The following is an 18,529-nucleotide window of genomic DNA, read 5'->3' as shown; positions in this document are numbered from 1 at the left end:
CACATCTGAGCCAGATCCGGGTCAGATCAGGGTCAGATCAGGGTCAGCGGAACGTGCCCGTGGAGACCGTTCCGGCGATCCGCCGCTGGAAGATCAGGTAGACGACCAGCACCGGGAGCACGGTCATCACCACGCCGGCGAAGAGCGCCCCGAAGTCGACGTTGTAGCCCGCCTGCGACGAGAACGACGCCATCCCCTGGGTGAGCACCCAGTTCTCCCGCTGGGTGTTCAGCGCCACCGGGAGCAGGAACTGGTTCCACAGCCCGAGGAAGTTGAAGATCGCCACGCCGGCCATCCCGGGCGCCGCCATAGGCAGCATGATCTGGAAGAACGTGCGCCACTCCCCCGCACCGTCCATCATCGCGGCCTCGTAGACGTCGTCGGGCAACGTCTTGAAGAAGGCGTAGAGGAAGAAGACGGTGAACGGCAGCGCATAGGCCACGTACGTCAGGATCAGTCCCGGCAGCGTGTTGAGCAGCCCGAAGCCCTGGAGCACGAAGAACAGCGGCACGATGACCAGGAAGACCGGGAAGGTCAGTCCGCCGAGCATCGAGTAGTAGATGAAGTTGCGCCCGAAGAACTCGAACCGCGCCAGCACGTAGGCGCACATCGCCCCGAGCAGCATCACCAGCACCAGCGCGGTGCCGACGACGATGACCGTGTTGAAGAAGTACGTCCCGATGCCGGCCTTCGTCCAGGCGCTGGTGTAGTTCTCGAAGCTCCACTCGGCGGGCAGCGAGAACGGCGAGGACAGGATCTCCTTGGACGTCTTGAACGAGGAGAGCACCACCCAGCAGAACGGCACGATGACGATCACCGACCACAGGATCAGCATCGTGTGCGAGGTACCGGCGACCAGCGCGTCGCCGGGCGTACGCCGCTGGCGATCGGCGCGGGCAGCGACCGGCTTGTCCAGAGTGACGGTGCTCATCGGCGTACGTCTCCCTTCTTGTCCCGCCCGCCAGCGAAGTGGAAGACGGCGAAGACCAGGGCGGCGAAGAGCAGCGTGACCAGGGCGAGGACGACGCCCATGGAGGTGGCGTAGCCGAACTGGCTCTTCTTGAAGGCGGTGTTCATCAGGTGCTGGCTCATCGTCAGCGTGCTGTTGGCAGGACCGCCGCCGGGGGCGAGCGCGGCCATGAAGACGTAGGCATCGAGGGTCAGGATGCCCAGGTAGATGTAGGCCGTCTGCACGTTGTCGCGGATCGAGGGCAGCGTGATCGAGATGGCGGTGCGGAAGCGGCCGGCGCCGTCGATGCGGGCGGCCTCGTAGATCTCCGCGGGGACGCCCTTGATGGCGGCCACGAAGAGCACCGTGTAGAACCCGATGTTGGCCCAGATCATCACGAACATCGAGGCGGGCATCGCCGCCCGCACCTCACCGAGCCAGGCGTAGTCCTTGAACCCGTCGAGGCCGATGCCGGTGAGCATGCCGTTGAGCAGGCCGGCGGCCGGGTCGTAGACCTGCGCCCAGAGCAGACCGATGACGACGGCCGGGACGGCGTAGGGGAAGAACGAGACGACCCGGTAGAAGCCGGATCCGTTCAGGCCACGGACCTGACCGGTGCTGGGACCGGCGGTGGTCACCACCACCGCGATCGCCAGCGCGGCCACGAGCGTCACCAGGGGCACCACGATCGTGAGAAGTACGTTGTTGCGCAGTGCTTTGAGGAACGTCTCGTCGTCGAGCAGCTTGGCGTAGTTGTCCAGGCCGACGAAGTTCATGACCGGGGAGAAGCCGGTCCAGTCGGTCAGCGAGTAGAAGAGGGCCTGCCCGATCGGGACCACGACGAAGATGACGAAGACCGCGACCGGGAGGCCGAGGAAGACCGTCATGAACAGTGCCCGGTCGAGGGTGAGCTTGCGTCGGCGCCGGCCGGGGGCGGCCCCCCAAGGATTCTCCTCGGAGAGGCCGCCCGCCGTCACCGCCATCGTGGTGGATGGGTCCGGCATGGTGTCAGGAAACCTTGAGCTTCTCGATCGAGGAGTCGTCCGCGACCTTGTCGAAGATGCCCTGGACGGCCTTGGTCAGGCCCTTGACGTCCAGGTCACCGGAGAGGAAGGAGTTCCACACGACCAGCTCGTCGGCGTTGGTGCCGTAGTAGTCGTAGAACTGGAAGTTGAAGGTGTTCTCGCCGGCGGCGTCGAGCATCGCGCTCTGCGACTTCAGCGCCGCGGAGCCGAAGCCGTCGGCCGGGATGGTGTCCTTGACGATGGTCGGCGCGAGCTTCGTCTTGGCGAAGTTGGTCGCGGCCTCCTTCGACAGCATGGCGCGGAGGATCTCCTTGCCGCCGGCGGGGTTCTTCGCCTTGCTCGGGACGATGAAGGCCTCACCAGCCGCGGCCCGAACGGCCTCGTACGGCAGCGCCGGGCTGTCGCTGAGCACGAACTCCGGGATGCCGGTCATCTCGAAGCCGGACTTGGTGGCGTCCTTCATCTCGTTCTCGATCCAGCCACCGCTCGGGTAGAGGAGCGCCTGCTGGTCGTTGGACCACTTGGCCTGCGCGGCGGTGAACTGGGTGCCGGCGCCGCCCGGGATGAACATGTCCTGGCTGACCATCTCGCCGAGCTTGCCGAGGATGTCCTGGATGACCTTGTGGGACCAGATGCCCTTCTCGAGGTTCTCGAGACCGAGGCGCACCTCGTCGCCGCCCTCCTTGGCCGCCGAGTCGATGACCAGGGTGCGGTAGTAGGTCGCCGCCTCCTTGCCCCAGGTCCACAGGTACTTCTTCTTGGCCTTGGCCTTGGCACCGAGGTCGAGCGCCTCGTCCCACGTCTTCGGCGGGGTCCAGCCGTTCTCCTCGAAGAGCGAGGCGGAGTACCACACGCCGTAGAGGGTCATGACGTAGTTGATCGCGACGAAGCGGTCGCTGTAGGTGCCGGGCACCTTCACGTTGGGGTAGAGGGTGTCCTCGATCTTGACGCCCTCGTAGCTGTCGGCCTCGAAGACGTCGTCGAGCTCCTCGAGCTGGGCGGCGATCGAGCTGAAGCCGATCAGGTCCGCACCCGAGTTGTCGATCAGGTCCGGGGGCGTGCCACCGACGAAGCGCGGCTGCAGCTCCGTGGCGATCTTCGTCGTGGCGCTGACCTTGATGTTGGCGTCCGCGAACTCCTTGCCGACGATGCCGGCGGCGAACTCGACATAGTCGTAGCCGTAGCCACCGTCGAAGATGACCGCGTCGACGGTGCCGTCCTTGGCCATGCCGAACGGGTTGGAGGCGGACTTGGTGCCACCACCGGAGTTGTCGGTGTCGCTACCAGGTGCGCCACACGCGGCGAGCGCTCCGGAGAACGACACGAGCGCCGCGCCGGCGAGGGTGCCGCGCAGAAGGGTCCGGCGGTCGAGCCGGTGAAGCTGCTGGGACATCGTGCTGCCTTCTTTCGGGTGGGTTCCTCTTTGCTTCTTCTTACGGGGGTTCAAGCCATGCTTCCGATGCGCTCGCCGTAGCGAGCCTTCAACGCATCGTTGTGCTCATCGCCACCCGGGATATTGGCGGAGAGATAGAGGGGCGGGGTCTCGCCCGCCTCCTGGATCCTGGCGGCGGTGCCGAGGGTCAGGAGCTGGGCGATGTAGGCCGCGGTGATGGAGGAGACGGCGCCGGCGAGGACGCCGCCGTCGCCGACGGGGACCGTCGCGTCGCCGAAGGGGGCCAGGTTGTCGATCACCACGTCGGCGATCTCGGCCAGGCGCTTGCCGCTGGGGTGCTTGGGGGTGACCGCGTTGGTGTGCTCGAGGCTGGTCACCGCGATCACCGTGTGGCCCTTCTCCTTCGCGCGCAGCGCGATGCCGACGATCGAGCCGTTGACCCCGGAGTTGGACGCGATCAGGAAGACGTCCTCGGGGTGGAACTCGTGGAGCTCCCAGAGCTCGTCGGCGATGTTGGTGTCACGCTCGAGCAGACCGCCCTTGAGATCGCTCGCCGGCCGGTCGCCCTTGAGGACGGTGTCGCGCAGAGCGATGGCGTGGCTGGGGATCAGACCACCGGCCCGTCCGGCGATCTCCATCGCGAACGCCTGCGAGTGGCCGGTGCCGAAGGCCTGCAGCACACCGCCGTTGCGGATGCTGGTGACCATCGCCTCGACAGCCTCGTCGAACCCACCGGACTGGGCGATCGACTGCAGCTCGGACAGCCGTGTGCGAACCTGCTCGTCGAAGGCTCCGAACACGTCTCTGGTCAATTAGTCCACCCACCTAGCAAACTCGCGCCGCGACTGTATGCCGAGGCCTGCGCTCGAAAACTATTTGGAGAGAGTACGCCTGGCAATGGTTTTCTGTTACGAAACGGTGTCAATGAATAACAACTACTTGGGACTCGACGCTGGAGGCACCAGCACTCGCGCCGTCGTGGTCTCCTCAGACGGACGCTGCACAGGCATCGGGAAGGCCGGCAGCGGCAACCCGACCTCCGCCGGCGTCGACGCCGCGACGGCGGCGATCAGGGACGCGGTCACCCAGGCCGTGACCTCCGCGAAGGCCGGCCCGGTCGCCGGCGCCGCCCTAGCGGTCGCGGGTGCCGGCGACCCGGGCCACCGGGCCGCGATCGTGTCCGCCCTCTCCGGGCTGGTGGCGACCGAGCCGGTCTTCGAGTTCGACGTGCTGGCTGCGTACTTCTCGGGGACAGCGGCTCCCGACGGCTATGTGCTGCTCTCCGGCACAGGGGCGTCGGCGGTGCGGGTCGAGGACGGCCGGCTCGCGGGCATCTCGGACGGCCTGGGCTGGCTGCTCGGCGACGTCGGCTCGGGCTTCTGGCTGGGCCGGGAGGTCGTACGTGCCGGACTGGCGCCGCTCGACGGGCGGGGCGCGTCCACGGCGTTGACCGGCCTGCTGCTGGACCGCCTCGGGATCGCCGTCGACGAACGTCGACAGGGCGGCCGGACCGCGACGCTGGTCGCGGCGACAGCTGCGCTCTACGCGATGCCGCCGCTGCGACTGGCCGACTTCGCGGCGCTCGTCTTCACTGCGGCGGGTGCCGGGGACCAGGTCGCCGCGGCCATCCTCGACGAGGCCGCGGCCGGGCTGGCGGAGACGCTGGCGGCAGTGCGTACGCCTGAGATCGAGGGGCCGTTGGTCGCCGCCGGGAGCGTCCTGGCCCGGCAACCCGACTTCGCCGCCAGGGTCGCTCCCGGGGCCGTCGTCGCCACCGACGGGCTGGCCGGGGCAGCGGTGCTGGCACTGCGTCACGGGGGTGTGCTCGTCAACGATGCGACCTACGCACGGGTAACCTCGTCGCTCGACCAGCTGACCAGAGTGTGACAATCGTTACTACGGCTGCCTGAAGCCAGGCCGGAAGGCCTCCCCTAGCATGTCCTTGCATTCACGATGGAGGAGTTCTCGTTGAGCAAGCCACTGACAAAGGTCCTGATCGCCAACCGCGGTGAGATCGCCGTCCGAGTGATCCGCGCGTGCAAGGACGCCGGCATCGGCTCCGTAGCGATCTACGCGGACCCCGACCGTGACGCGCTCTTCGTGCGCCTGGCCGATGAGTCCTACTCACTCGGCGGAGCCACGCCGGCGGAGTCCTACCTGTCCATCGAGAAGATCATCGATGTGGCGCGCCAGTCCGGTGCTGACTCGGTCCACCCGGGCTACGGCTTCCTCGCGGAGAACGCCGACTTCGCCCAGGCCGTGATCGACGCCGGCCTGACCTGGATCGGTCCCTCGCCCGAGGCGATCGACGCGCTCGGCGACAAGGCGAAGGCCAAGCAGATCGCGCTGAAGGCGGGCGCCCCGCTGGCCCCGGGCCTCAAGGACCCGGTCAAGGACGCCTCCGAGATCGTCTCCTTCGCCGAGGAGTACGGCCTCCCGGTCGCCATCAAGGCGGTCTTCGGTGGTGGTGGTCGCGGCCTCAAGGTCGCCCGCACCCTCGAGGAGATCCCCGAGCTCTACGAGTCGGCCGTGCGCGAGGCCGTCGGTGCCTTCGGTCGTGGCGAGTGCCTGGTCGAGAAGTTCCTCGACAAGCCGCGCCACGTCGAGACCCAGTGTCTGGCCGACAAGCACGGCAACGTGGTCGTCGTCTCCACCCGCGACTGCTCGCTGCAGCGTCGCCACCAGAAGCTGGTCGAGGAGGCCCCCGCGCCGTTCCTGACCGACGAGCAGAACAAGCGCCTCTACGAGTCCTCCAAGGCGATCCTGCGCGAGGCCGGCTACGTCGGCGCGGGCACCTGTGAGTTCCTCGTCGCCGCCGACGGCACCATCTCCTTCCTCGAGGTCAACACCCGCCTCCAGGTCGAGCACTGCGTCTCCGAGGAGGTCACCGGCATCGACCTCGTCCGCGAGATGTTCCGCATCGCCGCAGGTGAGGAGCTGGGTTACGACGACCCCGAGGTCCGCGGCCACTCCATCGAGTTCCGCATCAACGCCGAGGACGGCGGCAACAACTTCATGCCCGCCCCCGGCACCCTGACCGAGTGGGCGCCGCCTGCCGGGCCTGGTGTCCGGTTGGACGGTGGCTACGAGAAGGGCGAGACCATCCCCGGCTCGTTCGACTCGCTGATCGCCAAGCTGATCGTCTCCGGCCGCGACCGCACCCAGGCACTCGAGCGCTCGCGTCGTGCGCTCGACGAGTTCAAGGTCGACGGAATGCCGACCGTCATCCCGTTCCATCAGGCCGTCGTCACCGACCCTGCCTACACCGCCGAGAACGGCTCCTTCGACGTCTACACGACCTGGATCGAGACCGACTTCGACAACCAGATCCAGCCGTACGCCGGCGCTGCCGGTGAGGCTGAGGAAGCCGGCGAGCGCCAGACCGTCGTGGTCGAGGTCGGCGGCAAGCGCCTCTCGGTCTCGCTGCCCGCCGGGCTCGGTGGCCTCGCTGCCGGCGGTGGCACCAGCGCCGCGAAGAAGCCGAAGCGCTCGGCCAAGAAGGCCGGCGCCGCCGCATCCGGCGACTCCGTCGCCTCGCCGATGCAGGGCACCATCGTCAAGATCGCCGTCGAGGAGGGCCAAGAGGTCGCCGAGGGCGACGTCGTCGTGGTCATCGAGGCCATGAAGATGGAACAGCCCCTCAAGGCCCACAAGGCCGGCGTCATCACCGGCCTGAGCGCCACCGTGGGCGAGACCGTCACCAACGGCGCGGTCATCGCCGAGATCAAGTAGTCGGCTCGACCGACGGCGGCCGTTCACCGAGTCACCTCGGTGAACGGCCGCTGTCGTCGTGGGGCTACAACCCGAGCTCGTCCGCCAGCACGGCCAGATGGAGCTCGAAGAGACCGGCCGGGTCGCCGAAGCGGTCGGGGCCGAACTGGCCGAACACCTCGAAGCTGACGCGGCCGAAGAGGCTGGTCCAGACGAGTACGCCGCGGGTGAGCGCGGCATCGGGCAGGTCGAGGCCGAGCTGGTCGCGGATGCCCTGGAGCCCCACCGCGAGCTCGGGCGAGATCTCGTCGTCTCCCTCCGGCACGGTCAGCCGGCCGGCGGCGAGCGCGCCGGCACACACCCGCAGCATCGCGGTCGGCACGCGGGTGCCGGGCACGCTGGTGCGCTCGTCGGGCGCGGCGTAGCCGGGGACGGGCGACCCGAACAGCAGGGCGTACGTCGCCGGCTCGGCGAGCGCCCAGGTCCTGACCGCGCGGCCGAGCGCCAGGAACTGGGCGCGGTGGTCGTCCTCGGGGGCGGCGGCGACGGCCGCGTCGACGGCGTCGCCGAGCTCGTCGTAGCCGGAGACGAGGAGCAGGGTCAGCAGCTCGTCGCGGTTCTTCACGTAGCGGTAGACGGCCGAGGAGACCACCCCGAGGTCGCGGGCGACCGCGCGCAGCGAGAGCGCGGCGGCGCCGTGGACCGCCAGGTGCTCGCGGCCGATCCGGACGATCTCGTCCATGGTCTGCGCCCGCGCCCGCTCGCGTGGGGTCCCGTCTCGTGAGGTGGCTGTCATGGCGCCATCGTGTCCCGATCCAGAGAGCGCTGTCAACAAAAGTGAGCAGTGCTCTTGCTTTTGTCGCCGACTCGCGCCAGACTCATTCCGAGAGCACTGCTCTCGGAGTCTCGACAGGTGGTTCCTGAGCCTGTCGAAGGGCTCGACCACCGAAACCAAGGACACAGTCATGAACAGCACCTACCTCGTCATCGGCGCCGGCCCCGTCGGCGCGACCATCGCCCAGCAGCTCGCCGCGCGCGGCGACCGCGTACGCCTCCTCACCCGCTCCGGCAGCGGCCCGGTGCACGAGAGCATCGAGCGCCTCCGCGGCGATGCGACCGACGCCGAGACCGTCACGCAGGCGGCCACCGGCACCCGCGCCGTCTTCCACTGCATGCACGGCAGCGCCTACGCCGCCGAGACCTGGCGCGCCGAGCTCCCGCGGGCCGAGAAGGTCGTGCTCGAGGCCGCCGGTCGGGCCGGCGCCGTGGTCGTCTTCCCGGAGAGCCTCTACGCCTACGGCCACGTCACCGCGCCGATGACCGAGCAGACCCCGCGGAACGCCGACTTCGGCAAGCCCGCGGTGCGCGTCGAGCTGCTCCGCGCCCGCGACGCCTCCCCGACACCGACCGTCAGCGTCGCAGCCTCGGACTTCTACGGCCCGCTGGTGCGTACCGCCCACGCGGGCGAGCGGATGGTGCCGACGGTGCTCGCCGGCCGCACCATGAGGGTGCTGGGCGACCCGGACGCGCCGCACTCGTGGACGTACGTCCCCGACCTCGGCGCCGCGATGATCAGGGCGGCCGACGAGGAGAGCCTGTGGGACTCCTTCCTGCACGCTCCGACCGCGCCGGCGATCTCCCAGCGTGCCCTCGTCCGGCTCTACGCCGAGGTCGCCGGGGTCGAGGCGCCGCCGGTCGGCCGGATCCCCACCTGGGCGCTGAAGGCGATCGGGACGGTGCACGGCGGCACCCGGGAGCTGGCCGAGATGGTCTACCAGTTCGACAAGCCGTTCGTGCTCGACTCCTCGGCCAGCGAGTCCCGGCTCGGCCTGTCCCCCACCCCGCTCGAGACGGGGGCCAAGGCGACGGTGGACTGGTGGCGTACGCAGGCCTGAGCAGGCCAGAACCGGAACTGGGGCTAGCGCGCGCTCCAGCCGCCGTCGATGGCCCACGAGGCGCCGGAGACCATCGAGGCGTCAGGGCCGGTGAGCCAGCCGACCAGCGAGCCGACCTCGTCCGGCTCGACCAGCCGCTTCACGGCGGCGTCCTGCAGCAGCACCTTCTCCAGGACCTCGTCCTCGGGGATGTCGTGCACCCTGGCCTGGTCGGCGATCTGCTTCTCCACCAGCGGCGTACGCACGTAGCCGGGGTTGATGCAGACGCTGGTCACGCCGTGCGGGCCGCCCTCGAGGGCGGTGACCTTCGAGAGTCCCTCCAGACCGTGCTTGGCCGAGACGTAGGCGCTCTTGAAGGGGGAGGCGACCAGGCCGTGCACGGAGGAGATGTTGACGATGCGACCCCAACCGTTGGCGTACATGTGCGGCAACGCGGCCCTGACCAGCAGGAACGGCGCGACGAGCATGATCGAGTGGATCCTGCGGAAGTCGTCGGGGTCGAACTTCTCGATCGGACTCACCCGCTGGATGCCGGCGTTGTTGACCAGGACGTCGACCTCGAGGCTGAGGTCGTCGAGCTCGTGGGTCGCGGTCAGGTCGACCACCCACGCCTCGCCGCCGATCTCCTCGGCGAGGGCGTGGGCGTCGTCGCCGGCCACGTCGGCGACGACGACCCGCGCGCCGCGGGCGGCGAGCTCGCGGGCCACCGCCGCACCGATCCCCGACGCGCCGCCGGTGACCAGGGCCCGCCGGCCCTGGAGCGTACGACCGGAATCGACGGCGCCCGAGACAGCCGTAGCCGAGTTCACGCCGGGCTCACCTCGCGTGCGGCCTCACGGTCGGCGTCGGCCCGGTCCAGCGCACGCAGCGAGGTGCCCTTCGTCTCCTTGAGGGTGAGCACGACGAGCGCGGTGATGATGCCCGCCACGGCGAGGTAGATCGCGGTGTTGGTCCAGGTGCCGGTGTCCTTGAGCCAGGCGATGGCCAGCAACGGCGCGAGCGAGCCGGCGAAGATCGAGGTCACCTGGTAGGAGATCGAGATGCCGGAGTAGCGCATCCGGGTCGGGAACATCTCGGCCATGATCGCGGGCTGGGTGGAGTACATCAGCGCGTGGATCGCCAGGCCGGCGATCAGCGCCGCCACGATCGCGATGTTGCTCTTGGTGTCGAGCATCGGGAACGCCCAGAAGCCCCAGGTCGCGCCGAGCACCGCACCGACCAGGTAGACCGGCTTGCGGCCCACCCCGTCGGCGAGCCGGCCGACGGCGAGGATGAAGAAGAAGTGGCAGGCGTGCGCGATCGCGATCAGACCGAGGAGCGCGCCCTGGTCCATCTTCTGGTCCTCGACCAGGTAGACGATCGAGAACGACACCACCAGGTAGTACATGATGTTCTCCGCGAACCGCAGGCCCATGCCCTTCAGCACTCCGAGCGGGTAGCGACGCAGCACCTCGAAGACGCCGTAGCCGGCGGCAGCGGCCTCGCCCTGCTCGGCCTTCGCCTCCTCGAAGATCGGCGAGTCGGTGACCGAGCGGCGGATGAAGTAGCCGACGAGGACCACGACGGCCGAGAGCCAGAAGGCGACGCGCCAGCCCCAGGCCAGGAACGCGGCGTCGGAGAGCGTGATCGTCATCAGCGTGAGCACCAGCGTGGCGAGCAGGTTGCCCACCGGCACCGCGGCCTGCGGCCAGGCGGCCCAGGTCGCCCGCTTGTCGTCCGGGGCGTGCTCGGCGACCAGCAGGACGGCCCCGCCCCACTCACCACCCAGCGCGAGCCCCTGCACGAACCGCAGCAGCACCAGCGCGATCGGTGCGGCCAGGCCGATCTGGCCGTACGTCGGCAGGCAGCCCATCAGCACGGTGGCGACACCGATCAGCATGATGGTCAGCTGCAGCGTGTACTTGCGGCCGAGACGGTCGCCGATGTGGCCGAAGACGACGCCGCCCAGCGGGCGGGCGACGAACCCGATGGCGTAGGTGACGAAGGCCGCGATGATCGCGTCGTAGGCGTTGCCGGTGGCCGGCATGATCACCTTGGCGAAGACGAGCGCCGAGGCGGTGGCGTAGAGGAAGAAGTCGTACCACTCCACGACCGTGCCGGCCATGGAGGCCGCCACGGTCCTGCGGAGCAGGCTCTGGTCGTTGGGGGCGGCGGTGGCGCCCGACTGTGTCATGGACATGGCTGGGAGTGTGACAGTGATCATAATGTGCTTGCAACGCGCATGTTGGCACACGTGATGAATGGAAATGCACATCAGGCGTTAGGGTGGCCCGATGCCCACGACCTCGCCGACGCCGCCGTCCGCCGACCAGCTGCTGGTGCTGCTGGAGGTCGCCCGCAGCGGCCGTTTCACCACGGCCGCCCGCTCGCTCGGCCTGACCCACACGACGGTCAGCCGCAACATCTCCGCGCTCGAGCGCGCCCTCGGCGGGCGGGTCCTGGTACGCGGCTCCGACGGCTGGGCGCTGACCGCTCTGGGTGAGCGCGCGGCGCGGGCGGCCGAGGGCGTCGCCGAGTCGCTGGCCCGGCTGGCCGCGGACGAGCCCGCCGACCCGGTGGCCGGCGTGGTCAGGATGTCGACGACCGACGGGTTCGCTGCGTACATCGCCTCACCGGCGGTCGCCGCGCTCCGGCAGGACCACCCCGAGCTCGCGGTCGAGATCGTCACCGTGACCCGGCAGGCGGCGCAGCACCGCTCCGGCGTCGACATCGAGGTGGTGGTCGGCGAGCCGGCGGTCATGCGTGGCCGCGCGCTCCACCTGGGCGAGTACGAGCTCGGCCTCTACGCCTCCCCCGGCTATCTGGAGCGCCACAGCGCCCCGGCGACGATCGAGGAGGCCGTACGCCACCGACTGGTCTACTTCGTCGACTCGATGCTCCAGGTCGACGACCTGGACATCCCCCGGCGGCTGCTGCCCGGCATCCGCGACGCCGTCACCTCGACGAACGTGTTCGTCCACGTGGAGGCGACCCGCGCGGGAGCCGGCCTCGGCCTGCTCCCCTGCTTCATGGCCGACCGGCACCCCGACCTCGTCCGGATGCTCCACGAGGACATCCACCAGCGGCTGCCCTACTGGGCCGTCGTGCACCCCGAATCCTGGCGCCGGCCGGCCGTGGCCGCCGTCGTGGGCGGCCTACGCGAGCAGATGGCCGAGCAGCAGGACGCCCTGCTCGGCCGGGGGACGCGTCCACCGACTGGGCGGTAACGTTCCATAACCTGGACAAGCCGATTCTGATGGGTACCGTGGCCGCCATGTTCAAGAAGGTGTTGGTTGCCAACCGCGGCGAGATCGCGATCCGAGCTTTCCGTGCCGGCTTCGAGCTCGGGGCCAAGACGGTCGCCGTGTTCCCCTACGAGGACCGGGGCTCAGAGCACCGGCTGAAGGCCGATGAGGCCTACCAGATCGGAGAGCTCGGTCATCCGATCCGGGCCTACCTCGATCCCAACGCGATCGTCGAGGTCGCCAAGCAGAGCGGCGCGGACGCCATCTACCCCGGCTACGGCTTCCTCTCCGAGAACCCGGCGCTGGCCGAGGCCTGCGCTCGGGCGGGGATCACGTTCATCGGGCCTTCGGCGGAGGTCCTCACGCTGACCGGCAACAAGGCCACCGCCATCGCGGCGGCGAAGGCTGCCGGCGTACCGACCCTTCAGTCCGTCGAGCCGTCGACCGACGTCGACGAGCTCGTCTCCGCGGCGTCCGCCCTTCCCTACCCGCTGTTCGTGAAGGCGGTCGCCGGTGGTGGCGGTCGCGGGATGCGTCGCGTCGACGACCCCGAGAAGCTCCGCGAGGCCGTGGAGACCTGTATGCGCGAGGGCGAGGCCGCCTTCGGCGACCCGACCGTTTTCATCGAGCAGGCCGTGGTCGAGCCGCGCCACATCGAGGTGCAGATCCTCGCCGACGGCGAGGGCAACGTCATCCACCTCTTCGAGCGTGACTGCTCCGTGCAGCGCCGCCACCAGAAGGTCGTCGAGATCGCGCCCGCGCCCAACCTCGACCCCGAGCTGCGCGAGCGCATCTGTGCGGACGCGGTGCGGTTCGCCAAGGAGATCGGCTACTCGTGCGCCGGCACCGTCGAGTTCCTGCTCGACCCCGCCGGCAACTACGTCTTCATCGAGATGAACCCGCGCATCCAGGTCGAGCACACCGTGACCGAGGAGGTCACCGACGTCGACCTGGTCCGCTCGCAGATGCGGATCGCCGCCGGCGAGACGCTGGCCGACCTCGGCCTGAGCCAGGACTCCGTGCAGCTGCGCGGCGCGGCGATGCAGTGCCGGATCACCACCGAGGACCCGGCCAACAACTTCCGCCCCGACACGGGCATGATCACCACCTACCGCTCCCCCGGCGGCGCCGGGATCCGGGTCGACGGCGGCACGACGTACGCCGGCGCCGAGGTCTCGCCGCACTTCGACTCGATGCTCGCCAAGCTCACCTGCCGCGGGCGCACGTTCGAGGACGCCGTCACCCGCGCCCGCCGGGCCGTGGCGGAGTTCCGGATCCGCGGCGTCGCGACGAACATCCCGTTCCTGCAGGCGCTGCTCGACGACCCCGACTTCATCGCGGGCTCGATCACGACCTCGTTCATCGAGACCCATCCGCAGCTGCTGACCGCGCGCGCCTCCGGCGACCGGGGCACCAAGCTGCTCACCTACCTCGCCGACGTGACCGTCAACCAGCCGCACGGCGCCGCGCCGGTCTCGCTGCACCCGTCCTCGAAGCTGCCGGCGGTCGACCTGTCGGTCGCGCCTCCGGCGGGTTCGCGCGACCTGCTGCGCGAGCTCGGGCCGGAGGGCTTCGCGGCCGCGCTGCGTGCCCAGGAGGCGGTGGCGGTCACCGACACCACCTTCCGTGACGCCCACCAGTCGCTGCTCGCGACCCGGGTCCGCACCACCGACCTGCTCGGTGTCGCCGGCCACGTCGCGCGGCTGACGCCGCAGCTGTGGTCGATGGAGGCCTGGGGCGGGGCGACGTACGACGTGGCCCTGCGCTTCCTCTCCGAGGACCCGTGGGAGCGGCTGGCGCAGCTGCGCGAGGCGATCCCGAACATCAACCTGCAGATGCTGCTGCGCGGTCGCAACACGGTGGGCTACACGCCCTACCCGACCGAGGTCACCGACGCGTTCGTCTCGGAGGCCGCGGAGACCGGGATCGATGTGTTCCGGATCTTCGACGCGCTCAACGACGTCTCCCAGATGCGGCCGGCGATCGACGCGGTGCGTTCGACCGGGACCGCTGTCGCCGAGGTGGCGCTGTGCTACACCGGCGACCTCTCCTCGCCCGACGAGAAGCTCTACACGCTCGACTACTACCTGCGACTCGCCGAGGAGATCGTCTCGGCCGGGGCGCACGTGCTGGCGATCAAGGACATGGCCGGGCTGCTCCGGGCGCCTGCCGCGCGCACCCTGGTCACCGCGCTCCGCTCGCGCTTTGATCTGCCGGTCCACCTGCACACCCACGACACCGCAGGTGGCCAGCTGGCCACGCTGACGGCCGCGATCGAGGCCGGTGTCGACGCCGTCGACGCCGCGACCGCGTCCATGGCCGGCACCACCTCCCAGCCGCCGCTCTCCTCGCTGGTGGCGGCGACCGACCACACCCCGCGGGCCACCGGACTCTCGCTGGCCGCGGTCAACTCGCTCGAGCCCTACTGGGAGGCCGTACGCCGCGTCTACGCGCCCTTCGAGTCCGGGCTGCCCGCGCCGACCGGCCGGGTCTACCGCCACGAGATCCCGGGCGGCCAGCTCTCCAACCTGCGCCAGCAGGCGATCGCGCTCGGGCTCGGCGAGAAGTTCGAGCAGATCGAGGACATGTACGCCGCGGCCAACCAGATCCTCGGTCGCGTCCCCAAGGTCACCCCGTCCTCGAAGGTCATCGGCGACCTGGCGCTCTCGCTGGTCGCCGCGGGCGCCGACCCGGCCGCGTTCGAGGCGGACCCGGCTGCGTACGACATCCCGGCCTCGGTCATCGGCTTCCTCAACGGGGAGCTCGGTGACCCGCCGGGCGGCTGGCCCGAGCCGTTCCGCAGCAAGGCGATCGCCGGTCGCACCTGGAAGGAGCCGTCGCCGTCCCTGTCGGAGGAGGACGCCGCCGGGCTGAAGTCGGACCGTCGTGGCACGCTCAACCGGCTGCTCTTCCCCGGCCCGACGAAGGACTTCACCGAGGCGCGCTCGAAGTGGGGCGACGTGTCGGTGATCTCGACCCTCGACTACCTCTACGGGCTGCGCGAGGGCGAGGAGCACGTCGTCGAGATCTCCGAGGGCAAGACCGTGATCTTCGGGCTCACCGCCGTCTCCGAGCCCGACGAGCGTGGCATCCGCACCGTCATGGCGACGATCAACGGCCACCTGCGCCCGATCAGCGTGCGTGACCGCTCCGTCGCGGCCGAGGTCGCCGCCGCCGAGAAGGCCGACCCTGCCGTTCCCGGCCAGGTCGCGGCGCCGTTCCAGGGTGTCGTCACCATCTCGGTCGCGGCCGGCGAGTCGGTCAAGGCCGGCGACACCGTCGCCACCATCGAGGCGATGAAGATGGAGGCCGCCATCACCGCCCCCATCGACGGCACCGTCTCCCGCCTCGCCTTCTCCGGCACCCAGTCCGTCGACGGCGGCGACCTGGTGCTCGTGCTCGGCTGAGCCGAAGCGTCAGCCGCGCCGGCCGAGATGGCACTGCGGTGCCATCTCGGCCGATGCGAGCGACGCCTCGGCCAGCCCGGGAAAGCAAAAGGCATGTCCGCGAGGTGACCCGAAGCGCTAGGTTGAGCGCACCATCACACGACCGCTAGGACGCCTTCGTGAGCAGTACGTCTCGGCAGCCTGCACCCGAGCAGGGCCCACGCCCTACGTCTGAGAACGCAAAGAACCTCTGGAACCACGGTCCCAACTGGATCTCCGCGATCGCCGCGCTGGTCACCGCACTGGGTCTCGGCGGCGTGGTCACCCACTTGGCCGGCTCCGATGGCTCCTCCGGCGGTTCCGCGAGCACGCCGACCGCGACCACCACCGTCACCGTCACCGCGACGGTCGATCCGTCCGGCGGCACGGCGCCCAGCGACGTCGCGAACGACGCCGGCACCGACGGGGTGCGATGGAGCGGCGAGGTCACTCTCGGGAAGCTCAACTTCGACTTCTCGCCACCCAAGGTGGCCCCAGCCAACACCGTTGGCTGGCTGCAGTCCGACATGATGTCGGTCGATGACAGCTCCGAGGTGCTGATCGCGGCCTGGCTGAGCGACTCCGCGCCCACGAAGGAGGAGTGCGACACCACTGTTGTCGAGAGCGGCGACCGGGTGGTCCGAGACCTCACCCAGGGCCTCTACGTGTGCGGCAAGACGGCTGAAGGACGCATCTTCCGCCTCGAGACACTGGCCACCGGGAACGCCATCAAGGTCGACGCGACCGTCTGGAAATAGCCCGCACCGGCCGGTTGTGGGCGACGAAACCACAGTTTCGTCGCCCAGAACTGACGTCTCGGCCGCCACAACTGACGTCTCGGCCGACGTAGGTGACGCCTCGGCCGACCGGAGCGCCTATTCGACGTGGTGGAGGCGGCGGGCGGCCTCGGCGGTGGAGCCGGAGATCGACGGGTAGACGGTGAAGCTGTTGGCGATCTGGTCGACGGTCAGCCCGGTGGAGACCGCGAGGGTGATCGGGTGGATGAGCTCGGAGGCGCGGGGGCCGACCACGACACCGCCGATGACGACGCCGGTGCCGGGGCGCGAGATCAGCTTGACGAAGCCGTCGGTGATGCCCTGCATCTTGGCCCGCGGGTTGCCCTTGAGGTCGAGGCGCAGGGTGTCGGCGACGACCTCGCCGGAGTCGACCTGGGCCTGGGAGTAGCCCACGGTGGCGATCTCGGGCGAGGTGAAGACGTTGGCCGCGACCTCCTTGAGGTCCATCGGGATGACCGCGTCGCCGAGGAAGTGCCGCATCGCGATCCGGCCGGCCATGGCAGCGGTCGAGGCGAGCATGAAGCCGCCGGTGCAGTCGCCGGCTGCGTACACGCCATAGGCGGAGGTGCGCGACACCTTGTCGGTGCGGATGAACCCGCCCTCGTCGAGCTCGATGCCGGCCTCCTCCAGGCCGAGGTCCTCGGTGTTGGGGATCGACCCGAGCGCGAGGATGCAGTGGCTGCCGGTGACCTCGCGGCCGTCGGTCAGCCGGACCGTGACGACGTCGCCGTCGCGGGTCACCGACTCCATCCGCGACTTGCTGAGGATGTTCATGCCCTGACGCTCGAGTACGTCCTGGAGGACCGTCGCCGCGTCCGCGTCCTCGCCCGGGAGGACACGGTCGCGCGAGGAGACCAGGGTGACCTGCGAGCCGAGGTTGAGGTAGGCGCTGGCGAACTCCGCGCCGGTGACACCCGAGCCCACGACGATCATGTGGGAGGGCAGCTCGTCGAGGTCGTAGACCTGCTCCCAGGTCAGGATCCGCTCGCCGTCGGGCTGAGCGGTGGGCAGCACCCGCGGCCGGGCGCCGGTGGCGATCAGGACCGCATCGTTCTCGATGGCCTCCTCGCCGCCGTCCTGGGCCCGGGTCGCGATCACCTGACGCTTGTCGGCGTCGATGCGGCCGGCGCCCTTGACGATCCGGATCCCGCGACGGGACAGCCGGCTCTCGATGTCGCTCGACTGCGCGAGCGCGAGCGACTTGACCCGCTTGTTGACGATCCCGAGGTCGGCGTAGAGCTCGGTGGCCGGGTCGCCCTGGTGGTCGCGGAAGTGGATGCCCAGGTCGCGGGCGAGCGTCATGTCCGACATCAGCTCGGCGGTGGCGATCAGGGTCTTGCTCGGCACACAGTCGGTGAGCACCGCGCTGCCGCCGAGGCCGTCACGGTCGACGACCGTGACCTCCGCCCCGAGCTGCTGCGCGACCAGCGCCGCCTCGTATCCGCCTGGACCTCCACCAATGATCGTCACCCGCGCCATGGGCCGCATTCTTCCACGCGCCCCGGAGGGCAGAGTCAGCCCATCGTCTTCTGACCGTCGATGGTCTCCCGGATGATGTCGGCGTGGCCGGCGTGCTGGGCGGTCTCGGCCAGGATGTGGGCGAGGACGCGGCGGTTGGACCAGCGGGCGCCGGCCTCGAACCAGGGGGCCTCGGGAAGGGCGTGGTCCGCGTCGAGGTCGACGGTCCGGATCAGCTCGTCGGTGGCGGCGGCCACCTTCTCGTACGCCGCGAGCACGCCCTCCAGCGTCTCGTCCTCGGCGAGCACGAAGTCGGCGGCGAACTCGGCGTACTTCTCCGGGGAGAGCTCCTGCGCGACCGTCCCGCGGACGATGAAGTCGGCCCAGCCCCGCTCGACGCCGGTGACGTGCTTGACCAGACCGCCGACGCTGAGCGCGGAGGCGGTCGGGGTGAGCCGGGCCTGCTCGTCGGTGAGGTCGCGGGCGGTGAACCGCAGGAAGCCGCGGTGCTTGGCCAGCGTCTCCAGCAGGTCGGTCCGCTCGCGGCTCAGGGTGGTGGTGGCGACGGTCATCGTTCAGCTCCTTGGTCGTGTTTCCCTCTGACACCGACAACGCTAGGGGCCCTTCAGGTCAGTTTCCGTCCGCAATGAAC

The 18,529-nt window shown here is 69.8% G+C and carries 15 protein-coding genes; 6 read left to right on the top strand and 9 right to left on the bottom strand.

Annotated elements, in window-relative coordinates:
* Positions 1 to 43: 43 nt before the first annotated feature.
* Genes ACWZJV_RS19430 through ACWZJV_RS19415 form a run of 4 tightly spaced genes read right to left on the bottom strand, consistent with a single transcriptional unit; the run spans position 44 to position 4,179 of the window.
* The gene (locus ACWZJV_RS19430) at positions 44 to 931 is read right to left on the bottom strand and encodes a carbohydrate ABC transporter permease (RefSeq protein WP_008363358.1); all 888 of its coding nucleotides are present in this window, start codon (positions 929 to 931) and stop codon (positions 44 to 46) included.
* A complete protein-coding gene (locus tag ACWZJV_RS19425) occupies positions 928 to 1,953 on the bottom strand; it encodes a carbohydrate ABC transporter permease (protein WP_196875429.1) in 1,026 nt (341 codons plus the stop codon). Before ACWZJV_RS19425 ends, ACWZJV_RS19430 begins: the two co-directional genes overlap by 4 nt.
* A 4-nt stretch (positions 1,954 to 1,957) precedes the next feature.
* Positions 1,958 to 3,367, bottom strand: coding sequence for an N-acetylglucosamine/diacetylchitobiose ABC transporter substrate-binding protein (ngcE, locus tag ACWZJV_RS19420; RefSeq protein ID WP_457177965.1), 1,410 nt, complete (start codon positions 3,365 to 3,367; stop codon positions 1,958 to 1,960).
* 50 nt (positions 3,368 to 3,417) lie between these two features.
* Entirely contained in the window at positions 3,418 to 4,179 is a 762-nt protein-coding gene (locus ACWZJV_RS19415; protein WP_196875430.1) for a sugar isomerase domain-containing protein, read from the bottom strand.
* 112 nt (positions 4,180 to 4,291) lie between these two features.
* Between ACWZJV_RS19415 and ACWZJV_RS19410 the strand changes: the two genes are divergently transcribed.
* Together ACWZJV_RS19410 and ACWZJV_RS19405 are read left to right on the top strand one after the other, a co-directional pair.
* The gene (locus tag ACWZJV_RS19410; RefSeq protein ID WP_457177963.1) at positions 4,292 to 5,254 is read left to right on the top strand and encodes an N-acetylglucosamine kinase; all 963 of its coding nucleotides are present in this window, start codon (positions 4,292 to 4,294) and stop codon (positions 5,252 to 5,254) included.
* A gap of 66 nt (positions 5,255 to 5,320) precedes the next feature.
* Positions 5,321 to 7,099, top strand: a complete 1,779-nt coding sequence (locus tag ACWZJV_RS19405) for an acetyl/propionyl/methylcrotonyl-CoA carboxylase subunit alpha (protein WP_457177962.1) — start codon at positions 5,321 to 5,323, stop codon at positions 7,097 to 7,099.
* A gap of 64 nt (positions 7,100 to 7,163) precedes the next feature.
* Here the strand turns inward: ACWZJV_RS19405 and ACWZJV_RS19400 are convergent, their stop codons facing one another.
* Complete coding sequence (locus ACWZJV_RS19400; protein ID WP_457177960.1) at positions 7,164 to 7,874, bottom strand: TetR/AcrR family transcriptional regulator; 711 nt, start codon at positions 7,872 to 7,874, stop codon at positions 7,164 to 7,166.
* Positions 7,875 to 8,043: 169 nt separating this feature from the next.
* On the opposite strand from ACWZJV_RS19400, the gene ACWZJV_RS19395 reads away from it, so the two are divergent.
* Positions 8,044 to 8,973, top strand: a complete 930-nt coding sequence (locus ACWZJV_RS19395; protein ID WP_457177958.1) for an NAD-dependent epimerase/dehydratase family protein — start codon at positions 8,044 to 8,046, stop codon at positions 8,971 to 8,973.
* Positions 8,974 to 8,996: 23 nt separating this feature from the next.
* Here the strand turns inward: ACWZJV_RS19395 and ACWZJV_RS19390 are convergent, their stop codons facing one another.
* Together ACWZJV_RS19390 and ACWZJV_RS19385 are read right to left on the bottom strand one after the other, a co-directional pair.
* Positions 8,997 to 9,782 carry a 3-hydroxybutyrate dehydrogenase gene (locus ACWZJV_RS19390; RefSeq protein WP_457177956.1) on the bottom strand — a complete coding sequence of 262 codons (786 nt, stop codon included), beginning with the start codon at positions 9,780 to 9,782 and terminating at the stop codon, positions 8,997 to 8,999.
* Positions 9,779 to 11,152: an MFS transporter gene (locus ACWZJV_RS19385; protein ID WP_457177954.1), complete on the bottom strand. Its 1,374-nt coding sequence runs from the start codon at positions 11,150 to 11,152 to the stop codon at positions 9,779 to 9,781. Before ACWZJV_RS19385 ends, ACWZJV_RS19390 begins: the two co-directional genes overlap by 4 nt.
* 94 nt (positions 11,153 to 11,246) lie before the next feature.
* On the opposite strand from ACWZJV_RS19385, the gene ACWZJV_RS19380 reads away from it, so the two are divergent.
* The 3 genes from ACWZJV_RS19380 (at position 11,247) to ACWZJV_RS19370 (ending at position 16,380) form a co-directional block, all read left to right on the top strand.
* Positions 11,247 to 12,179, top strand: a complete 933-nt coding sequence (locus tag ACWZJV_RS19380) for a LysR family transcriptional regulator (protein WP_457177952.1) — start codon at positions 11,247 to 11,249, stop codon at positions 12,177 to 12,179.
* A 47-nt stretch (positions 12,180 to 12,226) separates the two neighbouring features.
* Positions 12,227 to 15,604, top strand: coding sequence for a pyruvate carboxylase (locus ACWZJV_RS19375; RefSeq protein WP_196875436.1), 3,378 nt, complete (start codon positions 12,227 to 12,229; stop codon positions 15,602 to 15,604).
* A 158-nt stretch (positions 15,605 to 15,762) separates the two neighbouring features.
* Positions 15,763 to 16,380 carry a hypothetical protein gene (locus ACWZJV_RS19370; RefSeq protein WP_457177950.1) on the top strand — a complete coding sequence of 206 codons (618 nt, stop codon included), beginning with the start codon at positions 15,763 to 15,765 and terminating at the stop codon, positions 16,378 to 16,380.
* Between the two features lie 117 nt (positions 16,381 to 16,497).
* Here ACWZJV_RS19370 and ACWZJV_RS19365 read toward each other — a convergent pair whose 3' ends face one another.
* Together ACWZJV_RS19365 and ACWZJV_RS19360 are read right to left on the bottom strand one after the other, a co-directional pair.
* Positions 16,498 to 17,898 carry an NAD(P)H-quinone dehydrogenase gene (locus tag ACWZJV_RS19365; RefSeq protein ID WP_457177948.1) on the bottom strand — a complete coding sequence of 467 codons (1,401 nt, stop codon included), beginning with the start codon at positions 17,896 to 17,898 and terminating at the stop codon, positions 16,498 to 16,500.
* Positions 17,899 to 17,933: 35 nt separating this feature from the next.
* Positions 17,934 to 18,449, bottom strand: coding sequence for a DinB family protein (locus ACWZJV_RS19360; RefSeq protein ID WP_457177946.1), 516 nt, complete (start codon positions 18,447 to 18,449; stop codon positions 17,934 to 17,936).
* Between the last annotated feature and the right edge of the window lie 80 nt (positions 18,450 to 18,529).

This window comes from Nocardioides sp. WG-D5 (genome assembly GCF_054031175.1).
This window is presented reverse-complemented; position numbering and strand designations above follow the sequence as displayed.

Coding starts and splice junctions, on each gene's coding strand:
- ACWZJV_RS19430 (WP_008363358.1), bottom strand. CDS start 931: ATGAGCACCGTCACTCTGGACAAGCCGGTCGCTGCCCGCGCCGATCGC.
- ACWZJV_RS19360 (WP_457177946.1), bottom strand. CDS start 18,449: ATGACCGTCGCCACCACCACCCTGAGCCGCGAGCGGACCGACCTGCTG.
- ACWZJV_RS19400 (WP_457177960.1), bottom strand. CDS start 7,874: ATGACAGCCACCTCACGAGACGGGACCCCACGCGAGCGGGCGCGGGCG.
- ACWZJV_RS19385 (WP_457177954.1), bottom strand. CDS start 11,152: ATGTCCATGACACAGTCGGGCGCCACCGCCGCCCCCAACGACCAGAGC.
- ACWZJV_RS19410 (WP_457177963.1), top strand. CDS start 4,292: ATGAATAACAACTACTTGGGACTCGACGCTGGAGGCACCAGCACTCGC.
- ACWZJV_RS19425 (WP_196875429.1), bottom strand. CDS start 1,953: ATGCCGGACCCATCCACCACGATGGCGGTGACGGCGGGCGGCCTCTCC.
- ACWZJV_RS19395 (WP_457177958.1), top strand. CDS start 8,044: ATGAACAGCACCTACCTCGTCATCGGCGCCGGCCCCGTCGGCGCGACC.
- ACWZJV_RS19405 (WP_457177962.1), top strand. CDS start 5,321: ATGGAGGAGTTCTCGTTGAGCAAGCCACTGACAAAGGTCCTGATCGCC.
- ACWZJV_RS19380 (WP_457177952.1), top strand. CDS start 11,247: ATGCCCACGACCTCGCCGACGCCGCCGTCCGCCGACCAGCTGCTGGTG.
- ACWZJV_RS19365 (WP_457177948.1), bottom strand. CDS start 17,898: ATGGCGCGGGTGACGATCATTGGTGGAGGTCCAGGCGGATACGAGGCG.
- ngcE (WP_457177965.1), bottom strand. CDS start 3,367: ATGTCCCAGCAGCTTCACCGGCTCGACCGCCGGACCCTTCTGCGCGGC.
- ACWZJV_RS19375 (WP_196875436.1), top strand. CDS start 12,227: ATGTTCAAGAAGGTGTTGGTTGCCAACCGCGGCGAGATCGCGATCCGA.